Origin of the sequence: Paramagnetospirillum magneticum AMB-1, assembly GCF_000009985.1 — a bacterium.
Taxonomy (GTDB): Bacteria; Pseudomonadota; Alphaproteobacteria; order Rhodospirillales; family Magnetospirillaceae; genus Phaeospirillum; species Phaeospirillum magneticum.
This window is the reverse complement of the sequence record NC_007626.1, coordinates 4,785,703-4,802,995: the sequence shown is the minus strand read 5'-3', so window position 1 is coordinate 4,802,995 and position 17,293 is coordinate 4,785,703. Positions and strand designations below refer to the sequence as shown.

Sequence of the window (17,293 nt, the reverse complement as noted above, 5' to 3'; positions counted from 1 at the left end):
AATCGCCACAATTGCCTCCCATGATCCCCGCCATGGCCCCCCACCAAGGCTCCCGCCCCCCGTCCCCTCTACGGGCGGTGAGCCGGCCAGACGCGGCGGCCGGTGCTTCCCCCCCTGGCACCGGCCGCCGCACTTATTTTTGCTGCCCCTCAATCGCCGGGCGCCGCCGGTGGCGGCTTGGCTTTCGCCGCATAAGCGGCGCGCCCCCTTGGGCCTAGCCGTGACGTCGTCACGGCCTCTGCATCACAGCAGGGTCTGCGGCTTTTCCACGGCGTCCAGCCAGGGCGGCGGCAGCAGGAATTCCGAGTCCGGGTCATGCTCGGCGAAGCGGCGCTTGGCCAGGGTGCGCGAGCCCACGGCATAGCAATAGGTACAGCCGTGCGGGCAGGTGTCGTATTCGCCGATGTCGCGGCTTTCGTGGCACAGGCAGCCGGGGCGGTTGCCCTTGACCTTGGCGGCGATCCGCCGATCGAGTCCCCAATTCTTCGCCACATCCTCCAGCCGCCGTGCATCGACGCAGGACGACGGTTCAATGCCGGCCGTCAGCAGATCAGGTTGCGAGCACAGCGTCAGACGGATGCCGTGACCGGCCGCCCGTTCCGCCAGACTGCGCAGCAAGCCGCGCTTGTCCTCGGGCGCCGGGTCGCTCCAGCCGAAGTGGTGGGCGCGCGCCGCCGCCGCCAGATTGCGCTCGGTCTTGCGGTAGAGGGTGGCGAACGACACCGAGACCTCGTCGGTGATGCCCTCCAGCCGCGCCGCCAGCCTGGCGAAATTGTCCTCGTGCCAGTCCAGCGGGGTGGCCGAGGTGGCGAGGATGGGGTCATAGCGCCACGCCACCACCCGGGGGCCATGGGCGCGGGCCAGATCGGACATCAGGGCCAGCGAGCGCTCGACCTCGATCACCGAGCTTTCCAGGGCGCGGGGATAGCCGGTCAGGGTGACCTGAAGGACAAAGGGCAGGCCCGCCCGGCGGATCTCGTCCAGGGCGTCGCGGAACGGGCCGGGATTGCGCGTCCAGAAGACGAAGCCGTCCACGCCGCTTCGTAACGGAATGGTGGAGATCTGGCGGCCATAGGGATTGACCGCCTTGGCCCATCCGGCGCGAAAGCGGTTGAGGAACCAGCGGCCGTAAAAGGCCGGAATGTCGGTGCGATAGCTGGCCGAGACGATCATTTCCCCATTATGGCGGTTAGGCGGCTCTGCTGCCACCAGGACTCGGCAGCAAAGAACAAGTCATTGTTCTGTAATGGAATTTTACAATCTGTTTATGAATCGCGAGTCGTTTTTCGTTGCTCTGGCGGGGGGCGTCATTTATAAAACCGGGGACCTCGATTGGTTTTGTCGATAACCCAGTGGTCCGATCCCGGCGCGCGATCCGCGAGCGACGGGCGAATCGGTCCCGCAGCGAATTCAGAGGAGAACAGCCTTGCGCGACAGGCTCCTCCCGGCAGTGATGCTGGCGATCATGGCGGCGACGTCTCCGGCCCTGGCGGGTGAACCCGTCAAGCCGGCCAAGGTGCGAATCGCCGCCGCCGACGGCGCCCAGACGGCCGCCATCCTTCCCGGTTCCAATCGTGAAGCCCGCGTGGCCCCCCTGCCCAAGCCGCTGTCGGCGGGCGATGTGGACCTCTACAAGCGGGTGATGGCGCTGCAGACCTCGGGCCAGTTTGCCGCCGCCGACCGCGAACTGGGCAAGATCCGCGACGAATTGCTGAAGGGCCATGTGCTGGCCCAGCGTCTGATGGCGCCGGGAGCCAAGCCCAAGTTCCAGGAAATCCGCGCCTGGCTGGCGGATTACGCCGATCTGCCGCAGGCCGAGGCCATTCACAAGCTGGCCAAGGGTCTCAAGGGCGTCAAGGGCGGCGGCGCGTTGCGCGCTCCGGCCAAGGGCGGCCTCAAGGGCACCGGCATTTCCTCCGAGGACGATGGCGCCACCTGGGAAGAGGTGGCCTATGACGTGGATTCGTCGTCCGCCAAGGTGAAGGCGTTCAAGGCCAAGCTGCGCCAGTCCCTGCGCGACGAGGAGCCGGCCCGCGTCGAGGCCATGATGGCATCGGCCGAGGCGCAATCCCTGTCCGAGCTAGACTTCGACCGCATGCGGCTGATGGTTGCCGCCGATCACTTCGCCGGCGGCCGCGACGAGCCCGCCGCGACCCTGGCCGGCCTCTCGGCCGAACGCTCGGGCGAGCAGTTGCCCGCCGCCCATTGGATCGCCGGCCTGGCCCAGTGGCGCATGGGCAAGCCCGACGTGGCGCGCCGCCATTTCGAGGAAGTGGCCAAGTATTCCGACGGCCAGGATTGGCTGTCCGCCGCCGGTGCGTTCTGGGCGGCGCGGGCCAATCTGGTGACCCGCCGTCCCGAGGCGGTCAATCACTGGCTGGAACTGGCCGCCACCTCGTCGCGCACCTATTACGGCCTGCTGGCCCGCGCCGAATTGGGCCATGGTTCCGAATTCTCGTGGGAAGTGCCGCCCTTCACCGAGGGCGACGCCGATCTGCTGATGCGCGTTTCCGGGGCGCGCCGCGCCCTGGGCCTGCTGCAGCTGGGCGACCGCGCCGCTGCCGAGGAAGAGCTGCGCAAGCTCTATCCCAACGCCAGCAAGGGTCTGCGGCAATCCATGCTGGTCATGGCCTATGCCGGCCAGATGCCGGCCCTGGCGGTCAGTCTGGGCGGCTCGCTGCCGCGAGAGAACGGCCGCCTGCACGACGCCGCCGCCTTTCCCGTTCCCGACTGGACGCCCAAGGGCGGCTGGCAGATCGATAAGGCCCTGGTCTTCGCCCTGGTCCGCCAGGAATCCTCGTTCAATCCCTCCGCCCGGTCGGGGGTCGGTGCCGCCGGCCTGATGCAGCTGATGCCTGCCACCGCCGCCGCCATCGGTGGCCGGGGCGCCGGTGCCCGCCTGTCCGATCCCGAGCATAATCTCGGCCTCGGCCAGCGCTATGTGGCCAAGCTGCTGGAGGAAGAGCCGGTCAACGGCAATCTTCTGCTAATGGCGGCCGCCTATAATGCCGGTCCCGGCAATCTGGGCCGCTGGCTGACCAATATCCGTCACAACGACGACCCGCTGTTGCTGGTGGAAAGCCTGCCGGCCCGCCAGACCCGCGTCTTCGTGCAGCGGGTGATGACCGGCTATTGGATCTATCAAAGCCGGCTTGGCCAGAAGTCTGACACCCTGGACGCCGTGGCCTCGGGCGATTGGCCGTTTTACAACGGCCAGGATCCGGTTCATCCCAGGATCCAGAAGGTCTCGCGCTGAGTCGCCGAGGCGGCTTGCTCCCTTCGCCATGGCCGGGTCGTCCCGGCCATGAGCGTTTCAGGGGCCATGAGCGTTTCCGGGGCTGGCCCGTCTTGACTTCGGCGGGCGGCGTCGCCACCCTTTGCCCATGACCTTCGTACACGGCACCTGCGTGGCCATTGATGGCCGCGGCGTTCTTCTGCGCGGTCCTTCGGGAAGCGGCAAGTCGGATCTGGCGCTCCGCCTGATCGACGGCGGGGCGATTCTGGTGGCCGACGACCAGACGGCGCTGGACCGCGATGGCGAGGCCCTGATCGCCCGCCCGCCCGCCACCATCGCCGGTCTGCTGGAGGTGCGCGGCCTGGGGCTGGTCCGCCTTCCCCATCTGGACGGCGTGGCGCTGGATTTGGTGGTCGATCTGGTCGCCCCATCGGCGGTGGAACGGCTGCCGGAGGCGAGCGCCCTGGAATTGCTGGGCTTGACCCTGCGCCATCTGCTGCTGGCCCCCTTCGAGGCATCGGCGGCGGCGAAGGTTCGCCTTGCGATGCGCGCTTCAACGCGAGATATAATGCCGCCGTGATGAGCGACCTGCACTCCAGCCCGACGGATCAGACCTCGGCTCCGGCCCATGCCGGGGGCGGCAACCGCGTGGTCATCGTCACCGGCATGTCCGGCGCCGGCAAGACCATGGCGCTGAAGGCCCTGGAGGACATGGGCTGGGAGGCGGTGGACAACCTGCCGCTGGCCCTGGCGGCCAGTCTGGTGCGCTCCGGCGGCGGCATGGCCCGTCCCCTGGCGCTGGGCGTCGATATCCGCACCCGCGATTTCGGCGTCGAGCCGGTGCTGGCGGCCCTGGACCATCTGATGGGCGAAAGCGGCCTGGACGTGCGGCTGCTGTTCCTGGATTGCGAGGACGACGTGCTGTGCCGCCGCTTCACCGAGACGCGGCGGCGCCATCCCATGGCGGTGGACCGCCCGCTGCTGGACGGTATCCGCCACGAGCGCGCCCTGGTGTCGCCGCTCAAGCGCCGGGCCGACGTGATGATCGACACCACCAACCAGCCGCCCGGCGAGTTCAAGCGCCTGCTGGCCGGGCATTTCGGGCTGGAGAGCAATGGCGGCCTGGGCGTGTTCGTCACCTCCTTCGCCTATCGCAACGGCTTGCCGCGCGAGGCCGATCTGGTGTTCGACGCCCGCTTCCTGGCCAATCCCCATTATGTGCCCGAGCTGAAGCCGCTGACCGGCCGCGATCCGGCGGTGGCCCAATACGTGGCCGCCGACCCAGCCTTCGGGCCGTTCATCGAGTCGCTGACCCGCCTGCTGGAGCCGCTGCTGCCGCGCTTCGCCGCCGAGGGCAAGAGCTATCTCACCATTGCCGTCGGCTGTACCGGCGGCCGTCACCGGTCCGTCGCCATCGCCGAGCACCTAGCGCAGTGGATGCAACGACGGGGCGGAAAGGTCGAGCTTCGCCATCGCGAACTCGACGAACGGGGTTCATGATGTCACTGTGCAAGACGCGCGGGATCGGGGCCGGTGGGGCTGGCCTTTTGCCCGTTCAAGGGGGATTGAGATGATCGGACTGGTACTCGTCACCCACGGCCGGCTCGCCGACGAACTCGTCGCCGCGCTCGAGCACGTGGTGGGGCCGCAGCCCAATGTCGGGGCGGTATGCATCGGGCCCGACGACGACATGGAGCAGCGGCGCAACGATATCCTGTCCAGCGTGGCGCGCTGTGACGACGGCGCCGGCGTGGTGGTGCTGACCGACATGTTCGGCGGCACGCCGTCCAATCTGGCCATTTCCATCATGGACAAGGCCAAGGTCGAGGTGATCGCAGGCGTCAACCTGCCCATGCTGATCAAACTGGCCAGCGTGCGCCATTCCGAGGCCCTGGCCGATGCCGTGGCCAGCGCCCAGGAGGCCGGTCGCAAATACATCAACGTCGCCTCCAAGCTGCTGACTCAGGATCGCAAGTAATGTCGGACGTGATCGGAACCTCGGGCGGGGCCGGCGCGGAGCTGGTCCGCACCGCCACCATCTCCAACCGACGCGGTCTGCACGCCCGGGCCGCCGCCAAGTTCGTCAAGCTGGCCGCCACCTTCGACGCCCAGGTGACCGTCGGTCATCGCGGCACCGAGGTGTCGGGCCTGTCGATCATGGGGCTGATGATGCTGGCTGCGGCGCCCGGCTGCTCCATCGAGCTGAAGGTGACCGGCGCCCAGGCCACCGAAGCCATGGACGCCCTGTTCGATCTCGTCGACCGCAAGTTCGACGAAGACTGAAAGCCCGGTCATGACGGCGAACGGCGGCAGCAAGGCGGTCGGACGAAGCAAGGCGACGGCCCGCGCCGAACTGGTCCGCGACGGGTTGGGCGTGTCGCGGGGCATCGCCATCGGCACCCTCTATCTGCACGACGCCGGGACCATCACCGTCCCCGAGCTGCGCATTCCCGCCGCCCGTCTGGATGCCGAATGCGCCCGCTTCAACGAGGCCTCGGCCAATGCGGGCCGTCAGGTCGAGCAGTTGCAGGACAAGGCGGGGCGCCTTGGCGGGGCCGCCGGCGAGGAACTGGGCTACCTGCTGGATGCCTATCGCCAGATGCTGCACGGCTCGCGCCTGCTGCGGGGCGTCGAGGCCCGCATCCGCAACGACCGCATCAATGCCGAGGCCGCCGTTCAGCAGGAGATCAACGAGATCGTCCGTGGCTTCGAGGCCATGGAGGACCCGTATCTCGCCGCCCGCGTGGCCGACATCAAGGATATCGGCCGCCGTTTGCTGCGCGCCCTGACCAATACCGCCTATCGTCCCTTTACCGCCTTGCCCAGGAACGCGGTGATCGTCGCCGAGGAGATGACCCCCGCCGACACCGCCCTGCTTGATCCCAATCAGGTGGCCGGACTGGCCACCGTGATGGGCGGCAGCGAGGGCCATACCGCCATCATGGCGCGCTCCCTGGGGCTGCCCTCGGTGCTGGGCATCGCCGATCTGCTGACCGGCGTGAAGGGCGGCGAACAGGTCATCATCGACGGCACCAACGGCCTGGTGGTGATCAATCCCGGACCGGAGACCCTGGCCTTCTACCGGCGCGAACGCGCCGCCTTCCTCAAGGCGCGCCGCGTGCTGTCCCGCCTCAAGGACGTGCCGGCCGTGACCCGCGACGGCGGACGCATCACGCTGCAGGCCAATATGGAGCTGCCCAACGAAGTGGGTGCCGTGCTGGACTCCGGGGCCGAGGGCATCGGCCTGCTGCGCAGCGAGTTCCTGTACATGAACCGCGACGACGTCCCCAGCGAGGACGAGCAATACGCCATCCTCAAGGACGTGGTCGAGCGCATGGGCGGCCGCACGGTCACGGTGCGGACCTTCGATGCCGGTGGCGACAAGCTGGCCCCCGCCCTGGGCTGTACCATCGGCCCCAATCCCTCGCTGGGCCTGCGCGCCATCCGCCTGGGGCTGGCCCGCCAGGACCTGCTCGAGGCCCAGCTGGCCGCCATCCTGCGGGCGTCCGCCCATGGCCCGGTGCGCATCCTGATCCCGATGATCGCCACGGTGGGCGAGCTGCGCGCCACCCGCGAGGTGATGAACCGGGTGATCCGCCGCCTGCGCAAGGCGGGCGTGAGCCTGCCAGATCCGCTGCCCCGGCTGGGCGCCATGATCGAGATTCCCGGCGCGGCGCTGTCGGCGGATTCCATCGCCTGGCATGCCGATTTCTTCGCCATCGGCACCAATGACCTGGTGCAGTACACCCTGGCCATCGACCGGTCCGACGAGGCGGTGGCTCATCTTTACAACCCGCTGCATCCGGCGGTGTTGCGCCTGATCCAGTTCACCACCCAGGCGGCTCAGCGGGCCAATATCCCGGTCAGCGTCTGCGGCGAGATGGCGGGCGATCCCCGCTACGCTCCCTTGCTGCTGGGGCTCGGCCTGCGCGACCTGTCCATGAGCACGTCGAACCTGCCGGTGGTGAAGAACCGCATCCGCTCGCTCGATCTGGCCGCCGCCGAGACCCTGGCCCGCACGGTCATGGAACAGACCGATTCTGGCAAGATCGGCCAGTTGCTCGACGGCTTCCAGGGACATTGAGACCAAAGAGGGGGGGAACTATGCGTATCCTGATCGTCGCCGCAATGGCGCTGCTGCTGGGCGGCTCCGCCCTGGCCGAGGAGGCCTATCCCTCGGTTCAGCTGCTGTCCACCGGCACCACCGTGCTGGGCGAGACCATCCGCTACCCCGACAGCGGCCCGGCCAAGGTGACCTCGACCATCGTTACGCTGGCGCCCCATTCCGAGGCCGCCCTGCATCTCCACCCGGCCCCCATGTACGCCTATATCCTGGAGGGCGAGGTGGTGGTGGATTACGGCCCCCACGGCCGGCGGACCTATGCCCAGGGCCAGGCCCTGATGGAAGCCATGGCGGCACCCCACCGGGGCATCAACCTCACGGACCGCCCGGTCCGCATCCTGTGCGTCTTCATGGGCGCCGAGGGTACGGCCAATGTGAGTCTGGTGAAGTAGCGGGCGGGCCATACTCACATAAAGATATCTTTATATCGTGTTGCGTTTTGCCGAAAGGGCTGGTACACAGGCGGCAACTGGAACATTCCTGTCCGAGGGACCATCATGACCGATTACGTCGTTGCCGATATCGCCCTGGCCGCTTGGGGCCGCAAGGAGCTGGACATCGCCGAGAGCGAGATGCCCGGCCTGATGGCCACCCGCGAGGAATTCGGCCCGTCGCAGCCGCTGAAGGGCGCCCGCATCGCCGGCTCGCTGCACATGACCATTCAGACCGGCGTGCTGATCGAGACCCTGAAGGCTCTGGGCGCCGACATCCGCTGGGCGTCGTGCAACATCTTCTCGACCCAGGACCACGCCGCCGCCGCCATCGCCGCCGCCGGCATCCCGGTGTTCGCCGTCAAGGGCGAGAACCTGGAAGAGTACTGGGACTACACCCACCGCATCTTCGAATGGGCCGATGGCGGCTGCCCCAACATGATCCTGGACGACGGCGGTGACGCCACTCTGCTGATCCATCTGGGCATGCGCGCCGAGAAGGACCTGTCGGTCCTCAACAACCCGACCTGCGAGGAAGAGGAAGTCCTGTTCGCCTCCATCAAGAAGAAGCTGGCGACCGACAAGACCTTCTACACCCGCAACGGCACCGCCATCCGCGGCGTGACCGAGGAGACCACCACCGGCGTGCACCGTCTCTACGAGATGGAGAAGAAGGGCACCCTGCTGTGGCCGGCCATCAACGTCAACGACTCGGTGACCAAGTCCAAGTTCGATAACAAGTACGGCTGCCGCGAGTCGCTGGTCGATGGCATCCGCCGCGCCACCGACGTCATGCTGGCCGGCAAGGTCGCCGTGGTCGCCGGCTTCGGCGATGTGGGCAAGGGCTCGGCCGAGTCGCTGGCGTCCCAGGGCTGCCGCGTCATCGTCACCGAAATCGACCCCATCTGCGCCCTGCAGGCCTGCATGGAAGGCTATGAGGTCGCCACCATGGAAGAGGCCGCGCCCCGCGGCGACATCTTCGTCACCACCACCGGCAATGTGGACGTGATCACCGTCGATCACATGCGCGCCATGAAGGACCGCGCCATCGTCTGCAACATCGGTCACTTCGACTCGGAGATCCAGGTCGCCGGCCTGAAGAACTTCGAGTGGAACAACATCAAGCCGCAGGTGGACGAGATCAAGTTCCCCAGCGGCAACCGCATCCTGCTGCTGGCCGAGGGCCGTCTCGTCAACCTGGGCTGCGCCACCGGCCACCCCTCCTTCGTGATGAGCGCCTCGTTCACCAACCAGGTGATGGCCCAGATCGAGATCTTCACCAATCCCGGCAAGTACGAGAAGAAGGTCTACGTCCTGCCCAAGACCCTGGACGAGAAGGTGGCCATGCTGCACCTCGCCAAGCTGGGCGCCACCCTGACCAAGCTGAACAAGAAGCAGTCCGATTATATCGGCGTCGCGGTCGAAGGCCCCTTCAAGCCTGAAACCTATCGGTACTAGACTGCGAATACGTTAGACCGACGAAGCCCCCTTCCGGTGACGGAAGGGGGCTTTTTCTTGGGGAGAACCGAGCATGTGCACCTGTGGCAAGACCGGTCCCAACCGTCGCCGCCTGCTGACCGGCATGGCCGCCCTGGCGGCCTTCGGGCGATTGCGCCCGGCCATTGCCATGCCATCGGGCAGCGGGACCCTGCGGCAGGGACACGGCGAGGTGCTGATCAACGGCAGGCCCGCCCCGGTGGGCAGTGCCGTCGCCGCCGGTGACACGGTTGCCGCCGGGCCGGGGGCCCAGGCGGTGTTCACCCTGGGCGACGACGCCTTCCTGCTGCGCTCGGACGGCGCGGTAACCGTTTCCGACGGTCCGGCCGGACGCGAGGTCAGTCTGGAAAGCGGCCGCGTCCTGTCGGTTTTCGGCCCCAAGCAGATCACCCTGAAGACCCCCCACGCCAATGTGGGTATCCGCGGCACGGCCGTGTACCTGGAAAGCCATTCCGTATCGACCAATGTCTGCGTCTGCTACGGCCGCGCGGTGATGATCCCCACGGGCGATCCCGCCGGGGCCGAGGAGGTGGCGACCCGCCACCACGACGCCCCGCGCCAGATCTTCCCCGCCGGCCGCCGGCCGGTGATGGAGCCCTATAGGGTGACCAACCACGCCGACGAGGAACTGGTGATGCTGGAAGCCCTGCTGGGCCGGGTGCCGCCGTTCGTGGCCAAGTAGTGCCCCCTTGCCCCCAAGCCCGCTTGGCCCCAAACTCTGGCCCCATGCGTGCCCTGATCCTCGCCCTTTGCCTGCTGCTTGCCCCCGCCGTTGCCGCCGAGACGGTGCATCCCGTCCATGGCCTGGCCATGCATGGGGCGCCCAAGTATGGGCCGGGCTTCAAGCATTTCGACTACGTCAACCCGGAGGCGCCCAAGGGCGGCGAGATCCGGCTGGCCGAGATCGGCGGCTGGGATTCGCTCAATCCCTTTATCGTCAAGGGTGACCCGCCGGCCGGGGCCGATCTGCCGTTCGAGACCCTGATGGTCAATTCCGCCGACGAGGCGTTCTCGGAATACGGCTTGATCGCCGAGAGCGTCGAGGTGCCCGCCGACCGCTCCTGGGTGATCTTCAACCTGCGGCCCAAGGCCCGCTGGCACGACGGCAAGCCCATCACCGCCGACGACGTGGTGTTCTCCTTCGAGGTTCTGAAGGCCAAGGGCCATCCCCGCTACCGCTTCTACTATGCCGCGGTGGACAAGGTGGAAAAGCTGGCCGAGCGCCGGGTGCGCTTTGCCTTCAAGCCGGGCGACAACCGCGAATTGCCGCTGATCGTCGGGCAATTGCCCATTCTGCCCCGCCATTACTGGCAGGGCCGCGATTTCGCCGTCACCACCCTGGAGCCGCCCCTGGGCAGCGGCCCCTACAAGGTGGCCGGCTTCGATACCCAGCACACCATCACCTATGAGCGGGTCAAGGATTACTGGGGCGCCGACTTGGCCGTCCGCAAGGGCGAGTACAATTTCGACCGCATCCGCTATGACAGCTATCGCGACACCACCGTGGCGCTGGAGGCGTTCAAGGCGGGCGAATACGACTGGCGCTCGGAGAACGAGGCCAAGAAGTGGGCGACGGCCTACGAGGATTGGACGGGGCTGAAGGACGGACGCGGCAGGAAGAACGCCTTCGCCAATCAGCGTCCGGCCGGCATGCAGGGCTATGCCTTCAACCTGCGCCGCGCCCTGTTCGCCGATATCCGGGTTCGCCGCGCCCTGGGGCTGGCCTTCGATTTCGAATGGACCAACAAGACTCTATTCTACAGCCAGTACAAGCGCACCGCCTCGTATTTCGCCAATTCCGAACTGGCCTCCCTGGGGCTGCCGTCACCATTGGAGCTCAAGGTGCTGGAGCCCCTGCGCGGGCAAATCCCGCCCGAGGTCTTCACCGCCGAGTTCAAGCCGCCCGCCACCGAGGGCGACGGCAATATCCGCCCCAATCTGCGCGCCGCCATGCGGCTGCTGGAGGAGGCCGGATGGCGGGTGGTGGACGGCAAGCTGGTGGATGGGGCGGGCAGGCCCTTCGCCTTCGAGATTCTGCTGGTCCAGCCGGCCTGGGAGCGCATCACCCTGCCGTTCGTCCGCAATCTGTCCCGCCTGGGCATCGAGGCCAGCGTGCGCACCGTGGACCCCGCCCAGTACAAGAACCGCATCGACCACTTCGATTTCGACATGGTGGTCCATGTCTGGGGCCAGTCCCAGTCGCCGGGCAACGAGCAACTGGGCTATTGGGGCAGCGAATCCGCCGACGAGGCGGGCGGCCAGAACGTGGCCGGCATCAAGAACAAGGCGGTGGACGCCCTGATCGAACAGGTGATTTCGGCTCCCGACCGCGAGACCCTGGTGGCGCGCACCCGCGCCCTGGACCGGGTCCTGCTGTGGAACCATTACGTCATTCCCCAATGGCATCTGGGCCTGGACCGGCTGGTGTGGTGGGACAAGTTCGGCATGCCCGACACCGTCCCGGCCAGCGGGGTGCAGGTGATGACCTGGTGGGTGAAGAAATGATCGCCTATACCCTGCGGCGTCTGCTGCTGATCCCGCTGACCCTGTTCGGCATCATGGTGATCAACTTCACCGTGGTGCAGTTCGCCCCCGGCGGGCCGGTGGAACTGATGATCACCAAGCTACAGGGCAATGCGGTGGATGCCGCCGCCCGCGTCTCGGGCTCGGCCTCGGGGGAAACCACCCAGGCCAAGCCGCCGCCGGGCCAGGGCGGCCAGGGGGCCTATCGCGGCGCGCAAGGGCTGTCGCCCGATTTCATCAAGGAGATCGAGAGGCAATTCGGCTTCGACCGCCCGGCGCACGAGCGCTTCTGGCTGATGATGGTCCAGTATGCCCGCTTCGACTTCGGCAAAAGCTTCTACCGCGACACCTCGGTGGTGGGTCTGGTGATCGAGAAGATGCCCACCTCCATCTCCCTGGGTCTGTGGAGCACGCTGATCATTTATCTGGTTTCCATTCCCTTAGGCATCGCCAAGGCAACCCGGGACGGTTCGCGCCTGGACGTGGTGTCGTCCTGGGCGGTGATCATCGGCTATGCCGTGCCCGGCTTCCTGTTCGCCATCGCGCTGATCGTCCTGTTCGCCGGCGGCCAGTACTTCGCATGGTTTCCCCTGCGCGGCCTGTCGTCACCGGGGATGGAGGGGGCGTCCTTCGCCACCCGTGCCCTGGATTACTTCTGGCATCTGGCCCTGCCCGTAACCGCATTGGTGGTTGGCGGCTTTGCCGGCCTGACCATGCTGACCAAGAACTCCTTCCTGGAGGAGATCAACAAGCAATACGTGGTCACGGCGCGGGCCAAGGGCCTCTCCGAGCGGCGCATCCTCTACGGCCACATCTTCAGGAACGCCATGCTGCTGATCGTCGCCGGCTTTCCCCGCGCCCTGGTGGGCATCCTGTTCACCGGCTCGGTGCTGGTCGAGATCATCTTCTCCCTGGACGGCATCGGCCTGCTGGGCTTCGAAGCGGTGAGCAACCGGGATTACCCGGTGATGTTCGGCACACTCTATGCGTTTTCACTGCTGGGACTGGTGCTCAACCTGGTCAGCGACCTCACCTATCATTGGGTCGATCCCCGCATCGATTTCGAGGGGAGGGGCGGATGAACCTGCGCCTGACGCCCCTGGACCGTCGCCGCCTCGACGCCTTCTGCCGCAACCGGCGGGGGTTCTGGTCCCTGTGGATCTTCCTGGCCCTGTTCCTGGTCACCCTGGGGGCCGAGCTGGTGGCCAATGACCGGCCGATCCTGGTGCGTTATGACGGCGCCACCTATTTCCCCCTGGCCAGGGACTATCCCGAGGTGACCTTCGGCGGCGACTTCCTGACCTATGCCGATTACCGCGATCCCTATCTGGTGGCCAAGATCGCCGAGAAGGGCTGGGCGCTGTGGCCGCCCATTCCCTTCGACTACCGCGCCATCAATTACGATCCGATGGTGAAGCATCCGTCGCCGCCGTCGCGCAGCAACTGGCTGGGCACCGACGACCAGGGCCGTGACGTCTTGGCGCGGCTGATCTACGGGTTGCGGCTGTCCATCTGCTTCGGGCTGGCGCTGACCCTGGTCAGCACGGTGGTGGGCGTGGCGGCGGGCGCGGTGCAGGGCTATTTCGGCGGCAAGGTGGATCTGGTCTTCCAGCGCTTCCTGGAAATCTGGGGCGGGCTGCCGGAACTGCTGATCCTGATCATCATCGCGTCGATCATCAAGCCGGGCTTCTGGACCTTGCTGCTGGTCCTCGTGCTGTTCTCCTGGACCAATCTGGTGGGCGTGGTGCGGGCCGAATTCCTGCGGGCCAGGAATTTCGACTACGTCCGGGCCGCCCGCACGCTGGGCATGAGCGACGCTCGCATCATGGCCCGCCACGTGCTGCCCAACGCCATGGTGGCGACGGTGACCTTCATGCCGTTCATTCTCAATTCCTCCATCGTGTCGCTGACCGCGCTGGACTTCCTGGGCCTGGGCCTGCCGCCGGGCTCGGCGTCCCTGGGCGACCTGCTGCGCCAGGGCAAGGAGAACCTCCAGGCTCCCTGGCTGGGCCTCACCGGCTTCCTGGTGGTCGCCACCTTGCTGTCGCTGCTGGTCTTTGTCGGCGAAGCGGTGCGTGATGCCTTTGATCCGAGAAAGACGTCCTGATGAGTGAAAACACCCCTCTTCTGGTGGTTGACGATCTGGCGGTCAGCTTCGGACCCGTCCAGGCGGTCAAGGGCGTATCCTTCACCCTGGCCAAGGGCGAGACCCTGGCCCTGGTGGGCGAAAGCGGCTCGGGCAAGTCGGTGACGGCGCTGTCCATCCTGCAATTGCTGCCCTATCCCCGGGCCACGCATCCCCGGGGCAGCATCCGCCTCGACGGCGCCGAGCTGGTGGGGGCGCCGGAACCCGCCTTGCGCAAGGTGCGCGGCGGACGCATCGCCATGGTGTTCCAAGAGCCCATGACCTCGCTCAATCCGCTGCATTCCATCGAAGCTCAGGTGGGCGAGGTGCTGGAGCTGCATCTGGGTCTGCGCGGCAGCACCTTGCGCGACCGGGTGGTCGAACTGCTGTCCCTGGTGGGCATTCCCGAACCGGAAAAGCGCCTGGGCGCCCTGCCGCACGAGCTGTCCGGCGGCCAGCGCCAGCGGGTGATGATCGCCATGGCGCTGGCGGGCGAGCCCGACATCCTGATCGCCGACGAGCCGACCACGGCCCTGGACGTCACCATCCAGGCGCAGATCCTGGCGCTGTTGAAGGGCCTTCAGGCCCGGCTCGGCATGGCCTTGCTGTTCATCACCCATGATCTGGGCATCGTGCGCAAGATGGCCGACCGGGTCTGCGTCATGAACGCGGGCGAGATCGTGGAAAGCGGCCCGCTGCCCCAGGTCTTCGACGCCCCCGCCCACCCCTATACCCAACGCCTGCTGGCGGCCGAGCCCAAGGGCAAGCCCCACCGTGCGGGCGAGGGCGAGCCGGTGGTGATGGCGGCCCGCGACCTCAAGGTGTGGTTTCCGCTGAAGGCGGGGCTGTGGCGCAAGACCGTCGGCCATGTCAAGGCGGTGGACGGCATCAGTCTGGACCTGAAGCGCGGCCACACCATCGGCGTGGTGGGGGAAAGCGGCTCGGGCAAGACCACCCTGGGGCTTGCCCTGCTGCGCCTGCTGGACTCCGATGGCGAGATCAGCTTCGGCGGCACCAGGATCGAGTCCATGAGCGCCGGGACCTTGCGCCCGCTGCGCCGCCAGATGCAGATGGTGTTCCAGGACCCCTACGGCTCGCTCAGCCCGCGCATGTCGGTGGGCCAGATCGTCGGCGAGGGGCTGGAAGTGCACGAGCCCGCCATGCACGCGGCCGAGCGCGACCGCCTGATTGCGGCCGCGTTGGAAGAGGTGGGGCTCGACCCGGCGACGCGGGACCGCTATCCCCACGAATTCTCCGGCGGCCAGCGCCAGCGCATCGCCATCGCCCGCGCCCTGGTCCTCAAGCCCAAATTCATCGTGCTGGACGAGCCCACCAGCGCGCTGGACGTTTCGGTTCAGGCCCAGATCGTCGACCTGCTGCGCGACCTCCAGGCGCGGCATGCCCTGGCCTATCTGTTCATCAGCCATGATCTGCGGGTGGTGCGCGCCCTGGCCGACGACCTGCTGGTGATGAAGGACGGCAAGGTGGTGGAGGCGGGCCGCGCCGACGAGTTGTTCAAGGCCCCCAGGACCGCCTACACCCGCGCCCTGATGGCGGCGGCCTTCGATCTGGAGGTGGCGTGAGCCCCCAACGCCACACCCATCTGGACGCCTTGGCCATGGCGCTGATGATGGGGCTGTGCGCTCTGTGGGGGCTCAATCAGGTGGCGGCCAAGGTGGCCAATGCCGGCATTTCGCCGGTGTTGCAGGCGGGTTTGCGCTCGGCCGGCTCGGTGCTGCTGCTGCTGGTCTGGTGCCGCTTCCGGGGCGTGCGGCTGTTTGACGCCGACGGTTCCCTGGCCGCCGGGCTGGCGGCGGGCGCCATGTTCAGCGCCGAATTCGCCCTGATCTATTGGGGGCTGGAATTCACCCCCGCCTCGCGCGCCGTGGTGTTTCTGTACACCGCGCCCTTCGTGGTGGCGCTGTGCCTGCATTGGCTGGTCCCCGCCGAGCGTTTGAACCGGATGCAGAGCCTGGGGCTGATCGCGGCCTTCGGCGGCATCCTGCTGGCCTTCGGCGACAATCTGTCCCTGCCCGATGGCCGGCAGATGATCGGCGACGCCATGCTGCTGGCGGCGGCGGTGATGTGGGGCGGCACCACCGTGCTGATCCGCACCTCGCGCCTGTCCTCGGTGCGCCCCAGCAAGACCCTGTTCTACCAGTTGGGCGTCTCGGCCTTGGTCTTGCCGCCGGCGTCGCTGCTGCTGGGCGAGACGGGGATTATCGGCCAGCCCTCCACCCTGGTCTGGGTCTCGCTGGCTGGGCAGATCGTCGTCGTGGCCTTCGCCTCGTACCTGACGTGGTTCTGGCTGATCTCCCGCTATCCCGCCACCCGGCTGTCGGCGTTTTCATTCCTGACGCCGCTGTTCGGCATGATGTTCGGGGCATGGCTGCTGGGTGAGCGCATCACCTGGGGTCTGGGCGGCGCCATGGCGCTGGTGGCGGCCGGCATCTGGCTGGTGAACCGGAAGTAACGGAGGGATCGTCGCTTGGAATGCCGCTTTCAGGTCGGAAAGGCCGTTCCAGGATGAGATCCCTCGCGTTCACTCGGGATGACATGATGATTTGGATCAGGCGCGGTCCGGAAGTGATTCCATCTCCTTGCAATCATGGATCGCCCAAGCTATAAGCTTCCCCTTCCTGAGCGGACAAGGCTGTTAGGGCTGCCTTGCCGTTCGTCGTCGCTGAACCACTCAGACTAAGGATAAGCGCAAATGCCCAAGATGAAGACCAAGAGCTCCGCCAAGAAGCGGTTCAAGCTCACCGGCACCGGCAAGGTGAAGGGCAACGTGGCGTTCAAGCGTCACTGCCTCTCGGCGAAGTCGCAGAAGATGAAGCGCCAGGCGCGCGGCACCTTCATGCTGTTCAAGACGGACAGCGACAACGTCAAGAAGTACTTCCTGCCGAACGGAGGCTGATAAATGGCTCGCGTCAAGCGGGGCGTCACCACGCACGCCCGTCATAAGAAGATTCTCAAGCTGGCCAAGGGCTATCGCGGCCGTTCCAGCACCTGCTTCCGGGTTGCGATCCAGAAGGTCGAAAAGGCTCTGCGTTATGCCTATCGCGACCGTCGCGCCAAGAAGCGCAACTTCCGCGCCCTGTGGATCCAGCGTATCAACGCCGGTTCGCGCGCCTACGGCCTGCCGTATTCGCGTTTTATGGACGGCTTGAAGAAGGCCGGCATCGCGCTCGACCGCAAGGTGCTGTCCGACATCGCCATCCGCGAGCCCGATGCGTTTAAGTCGCTGGTGGAAAAGGCTCAGGCCGCCCTCCAGTAGGACTTCCCGTCGGGAAGCATTGTGTTGGAGAGGGGCCGACCCGAATGGGGCGGCCCCTTTTCGCGTCTTGGGGAACGAGAGA

The 17,293-nt window shown here is 66.9% G+C and carries 17 protein-coding genes; 16 read left to right on the top strand and 1 reads right to left on the bottom strand.

Annotation, left to right across the window (positions count from 1 at the left end):
* Positions 1–243: 243 nt before the first annotated feature.
* A complete protein-coding gene (locus AMB_RS22250; RefSeq protein WP_011386744.1) occupies positions 244–1,173 on the bottom strand; it encodes a DUF1848 domain-containing protein in 930 nt (309 codons plus the stop codon).
* Positions 1,174–1,426: 253 nt separating this feature from the next.
* Here AMB_RS22250 and AMB_RS22245 point away from each other — a divergent pair, with 253 nt between their 5' ends.
* The 16 genes from AMB_RS22245 (at position 1,427) to rplT (ending at position 17,211) form a co-directional block, all read left to right on the top strand.
* The gene (locus AMB_RS22245) at positions 1,427–3,256 is read left to right on the top strand and encodes a lytic transglycosylase domain-containing protein (protein WP_011386743.1); all 1,830 of its coding nucleotides are present in this window, start codon (positions 1,427–1,429) and stop codon (positions 3,254–3,256) included.
* A gap of 127 nt (positions 3,257–3,383) precedes the next feature.
* Positions 3,384–3,815, top strand: a complete 432-nt coding sequence (locus AMB_RS22240; RefSeq protein WP_043745653.1) for an HPr kinase/phosphorylase — start codon at positions 3,384–3,386, stop codon at positions 3,813–3,815.
* Entirely contained in the window at positions 3,815–4,735 is a 921-nt protein-coding gene (gene rapZ, locus AMB_RS22235) for an RNase adapter RapZ (RefSeq protein WP_011386741.1), read from the top strand. Before AMB_RS22240 ends, rapZ begins: the two co-directional genes overlap by 1 nt.
* A 70-nt stretch (positions 4,736–4,805) precedes the next feature.
* Positions 4,806–5,213, top strand: a complete 408-nt coding sequence (locus AMB_RS22230; protein ID WP_043745651.1) for a PTS sugar transporter subunit IIA — start codon at positions 4,806–4,808, stop codon at positions 5,211–5,213.
* Complete coding sequence (locus tag AMB_RS22225; RefSeq protein ID WP_011386739.1) at positions 5,213–5,518, top strand: HPr family phosphocarrier protein; 306 nt, start codon at positions 5,213–5,215, stop codon at positions 5,516–5,518. Before AMB_RS22230 ends, AMB_RS22225 begins: the two co-directional genes overlap by 1 nt.
* Positions 5,519–5,528: 10 nt before the next feature.
* Entirely contained in the window at positions 5,529–7,319 is a 1,791-nt protein-coding gene (gene ptsP, locus AMB_RS22220) for a phosphoenolpyruvate--protein phosphotransferase (protein ID WP_011386738.1), read from the top strand.
* A gap of 20 nt (positions 7,320–7,339) precedes the next feature.
* Entirely contained in the window at positions 7,340–7,750 is a 411-nt protein-coding gene (locus AMB_RS22215) for a cupin domain-containing protein (RefSeq protein WP_011386737.1), read from the top strand.
* Positions 7,751–7,855: 105 nt separating this feature from the next.
* A complete protein-coding gene (gene ahcY, locus AMB_RS22210; protein ID WP_011386736.1) occupies positions 7,856–9,247 on the top strand; it encodes an adenosylhomocysteinase in 1,392 nt (463 codons plus the stop codon).
* A 73-nt stretch (positions 9,248–9,320) separates the two neighbouring features.
* Complete coding sequence (locus AMB_RS22205; protein WP_011386735.1) at positions 9,321–9,968, top strand: FecR domain-containing protein; 648 nt, start codon at positions 9,321–9,323, stop codon at positions 9,966–9,968.
* A gap of 44 nt (positions 9,969–10,012) precedes the next feature.
* The gene (locus AMB_RS22200) at positions 10,013–11,791 is read left to right on the top strand and encodes an extracellular solute-binding protein (RefSeq protein WP_043745649.1); all 1,779 of its coding nucleotides are present in this window, start codon (positions 10,013–10,015) and stop codon (positions 11,789–11,791) included.
* Positions 11,788–12,891 carry a microcin C ABC transporter permease YejB gene (locus AMB_RS22195; RefSeq protein ID WP_011386733.1) on the top strand — a complete coding sequence of 368 codons (1,104 nt, stop codon included), beginning with the start codon at positions 11,788–11,790 and terminating at the stop codon, positions 12,889–12,891. Before AMB_RS22200 ends, AMB_RS22195 begins: the two co-directional genes overlap by 4 nt.
* Positions 12,888–13,916, top strand: a complete 1,029-nt coding sequence (locus tag AMB_RS22190) for an ABC transporter permease (RefSeq protein ID WP_011386732.1) — start codon at positions 12,888–12,890, stop codon at positions 13,914–13,916. Before AMB_RS22195 ends, AMB_RS22190 begins: the two co-directional genes overlap by 4 nt.
* Positions 13,916–15,517 (top strand): ABC transporter ATP-binding protein, encoded by a 1,602-nt coding sequence (locus tag AMB_RS22185; RefSeq protein WP_011386731.1) that lies wholly within the window; start codon positions 13,916–13,918, stop codon positions 15,515–15,517. Before AMB_RS22190 ends, AMB_RS22185 begins: the two co-directional genes overlap by 1 nt.
* Positions 15,514–16,407 carry a DMT family transporter gene (locus AMB_RS22180; protein ID WP_011386730.1) on the top strand — a complete coding sequence of 298 codons (894 nt, stop codon included), beginning with the start codon at positions 15,514–15,516 and terminating at the stop codon, positions 16,405–16,407. Before AMB_RS22185 ends, AMB_RS22180 begins: the two co-directional genes overlap by 4 nt.
* Positions 16,408–16,647: 240 nt before the next feature.
* On the top strand, positions 16,648–16,851 hold the full coding sequence (rpmI, locus tag AMB_RS22175; protein ID WP_009869561.1) for a 50S ribosomal protein L35: 204 nt from the start codon (positions 16,648–16,650) through the stop codon (positions 16,849–16,851).
* A 3-nt stretch (positions 16,852–16,854) separates the two neighbouring features.
* Positions 16,855–17,211 carry a 50S ribosomal protein L20 gene (gene rplT, locus AMB_RS22170; RefSeq protein WP_009869562.1) on the top strand — a complete coding sequence of 119 codons (357 nt, stop codon included), beginning with the start codon at positions 16,855–16,857 and terminating at the stop codon, positions 17,209–17,211.
* Positions 17,212–17,293 lie beyond the last annotated feature (82 nt).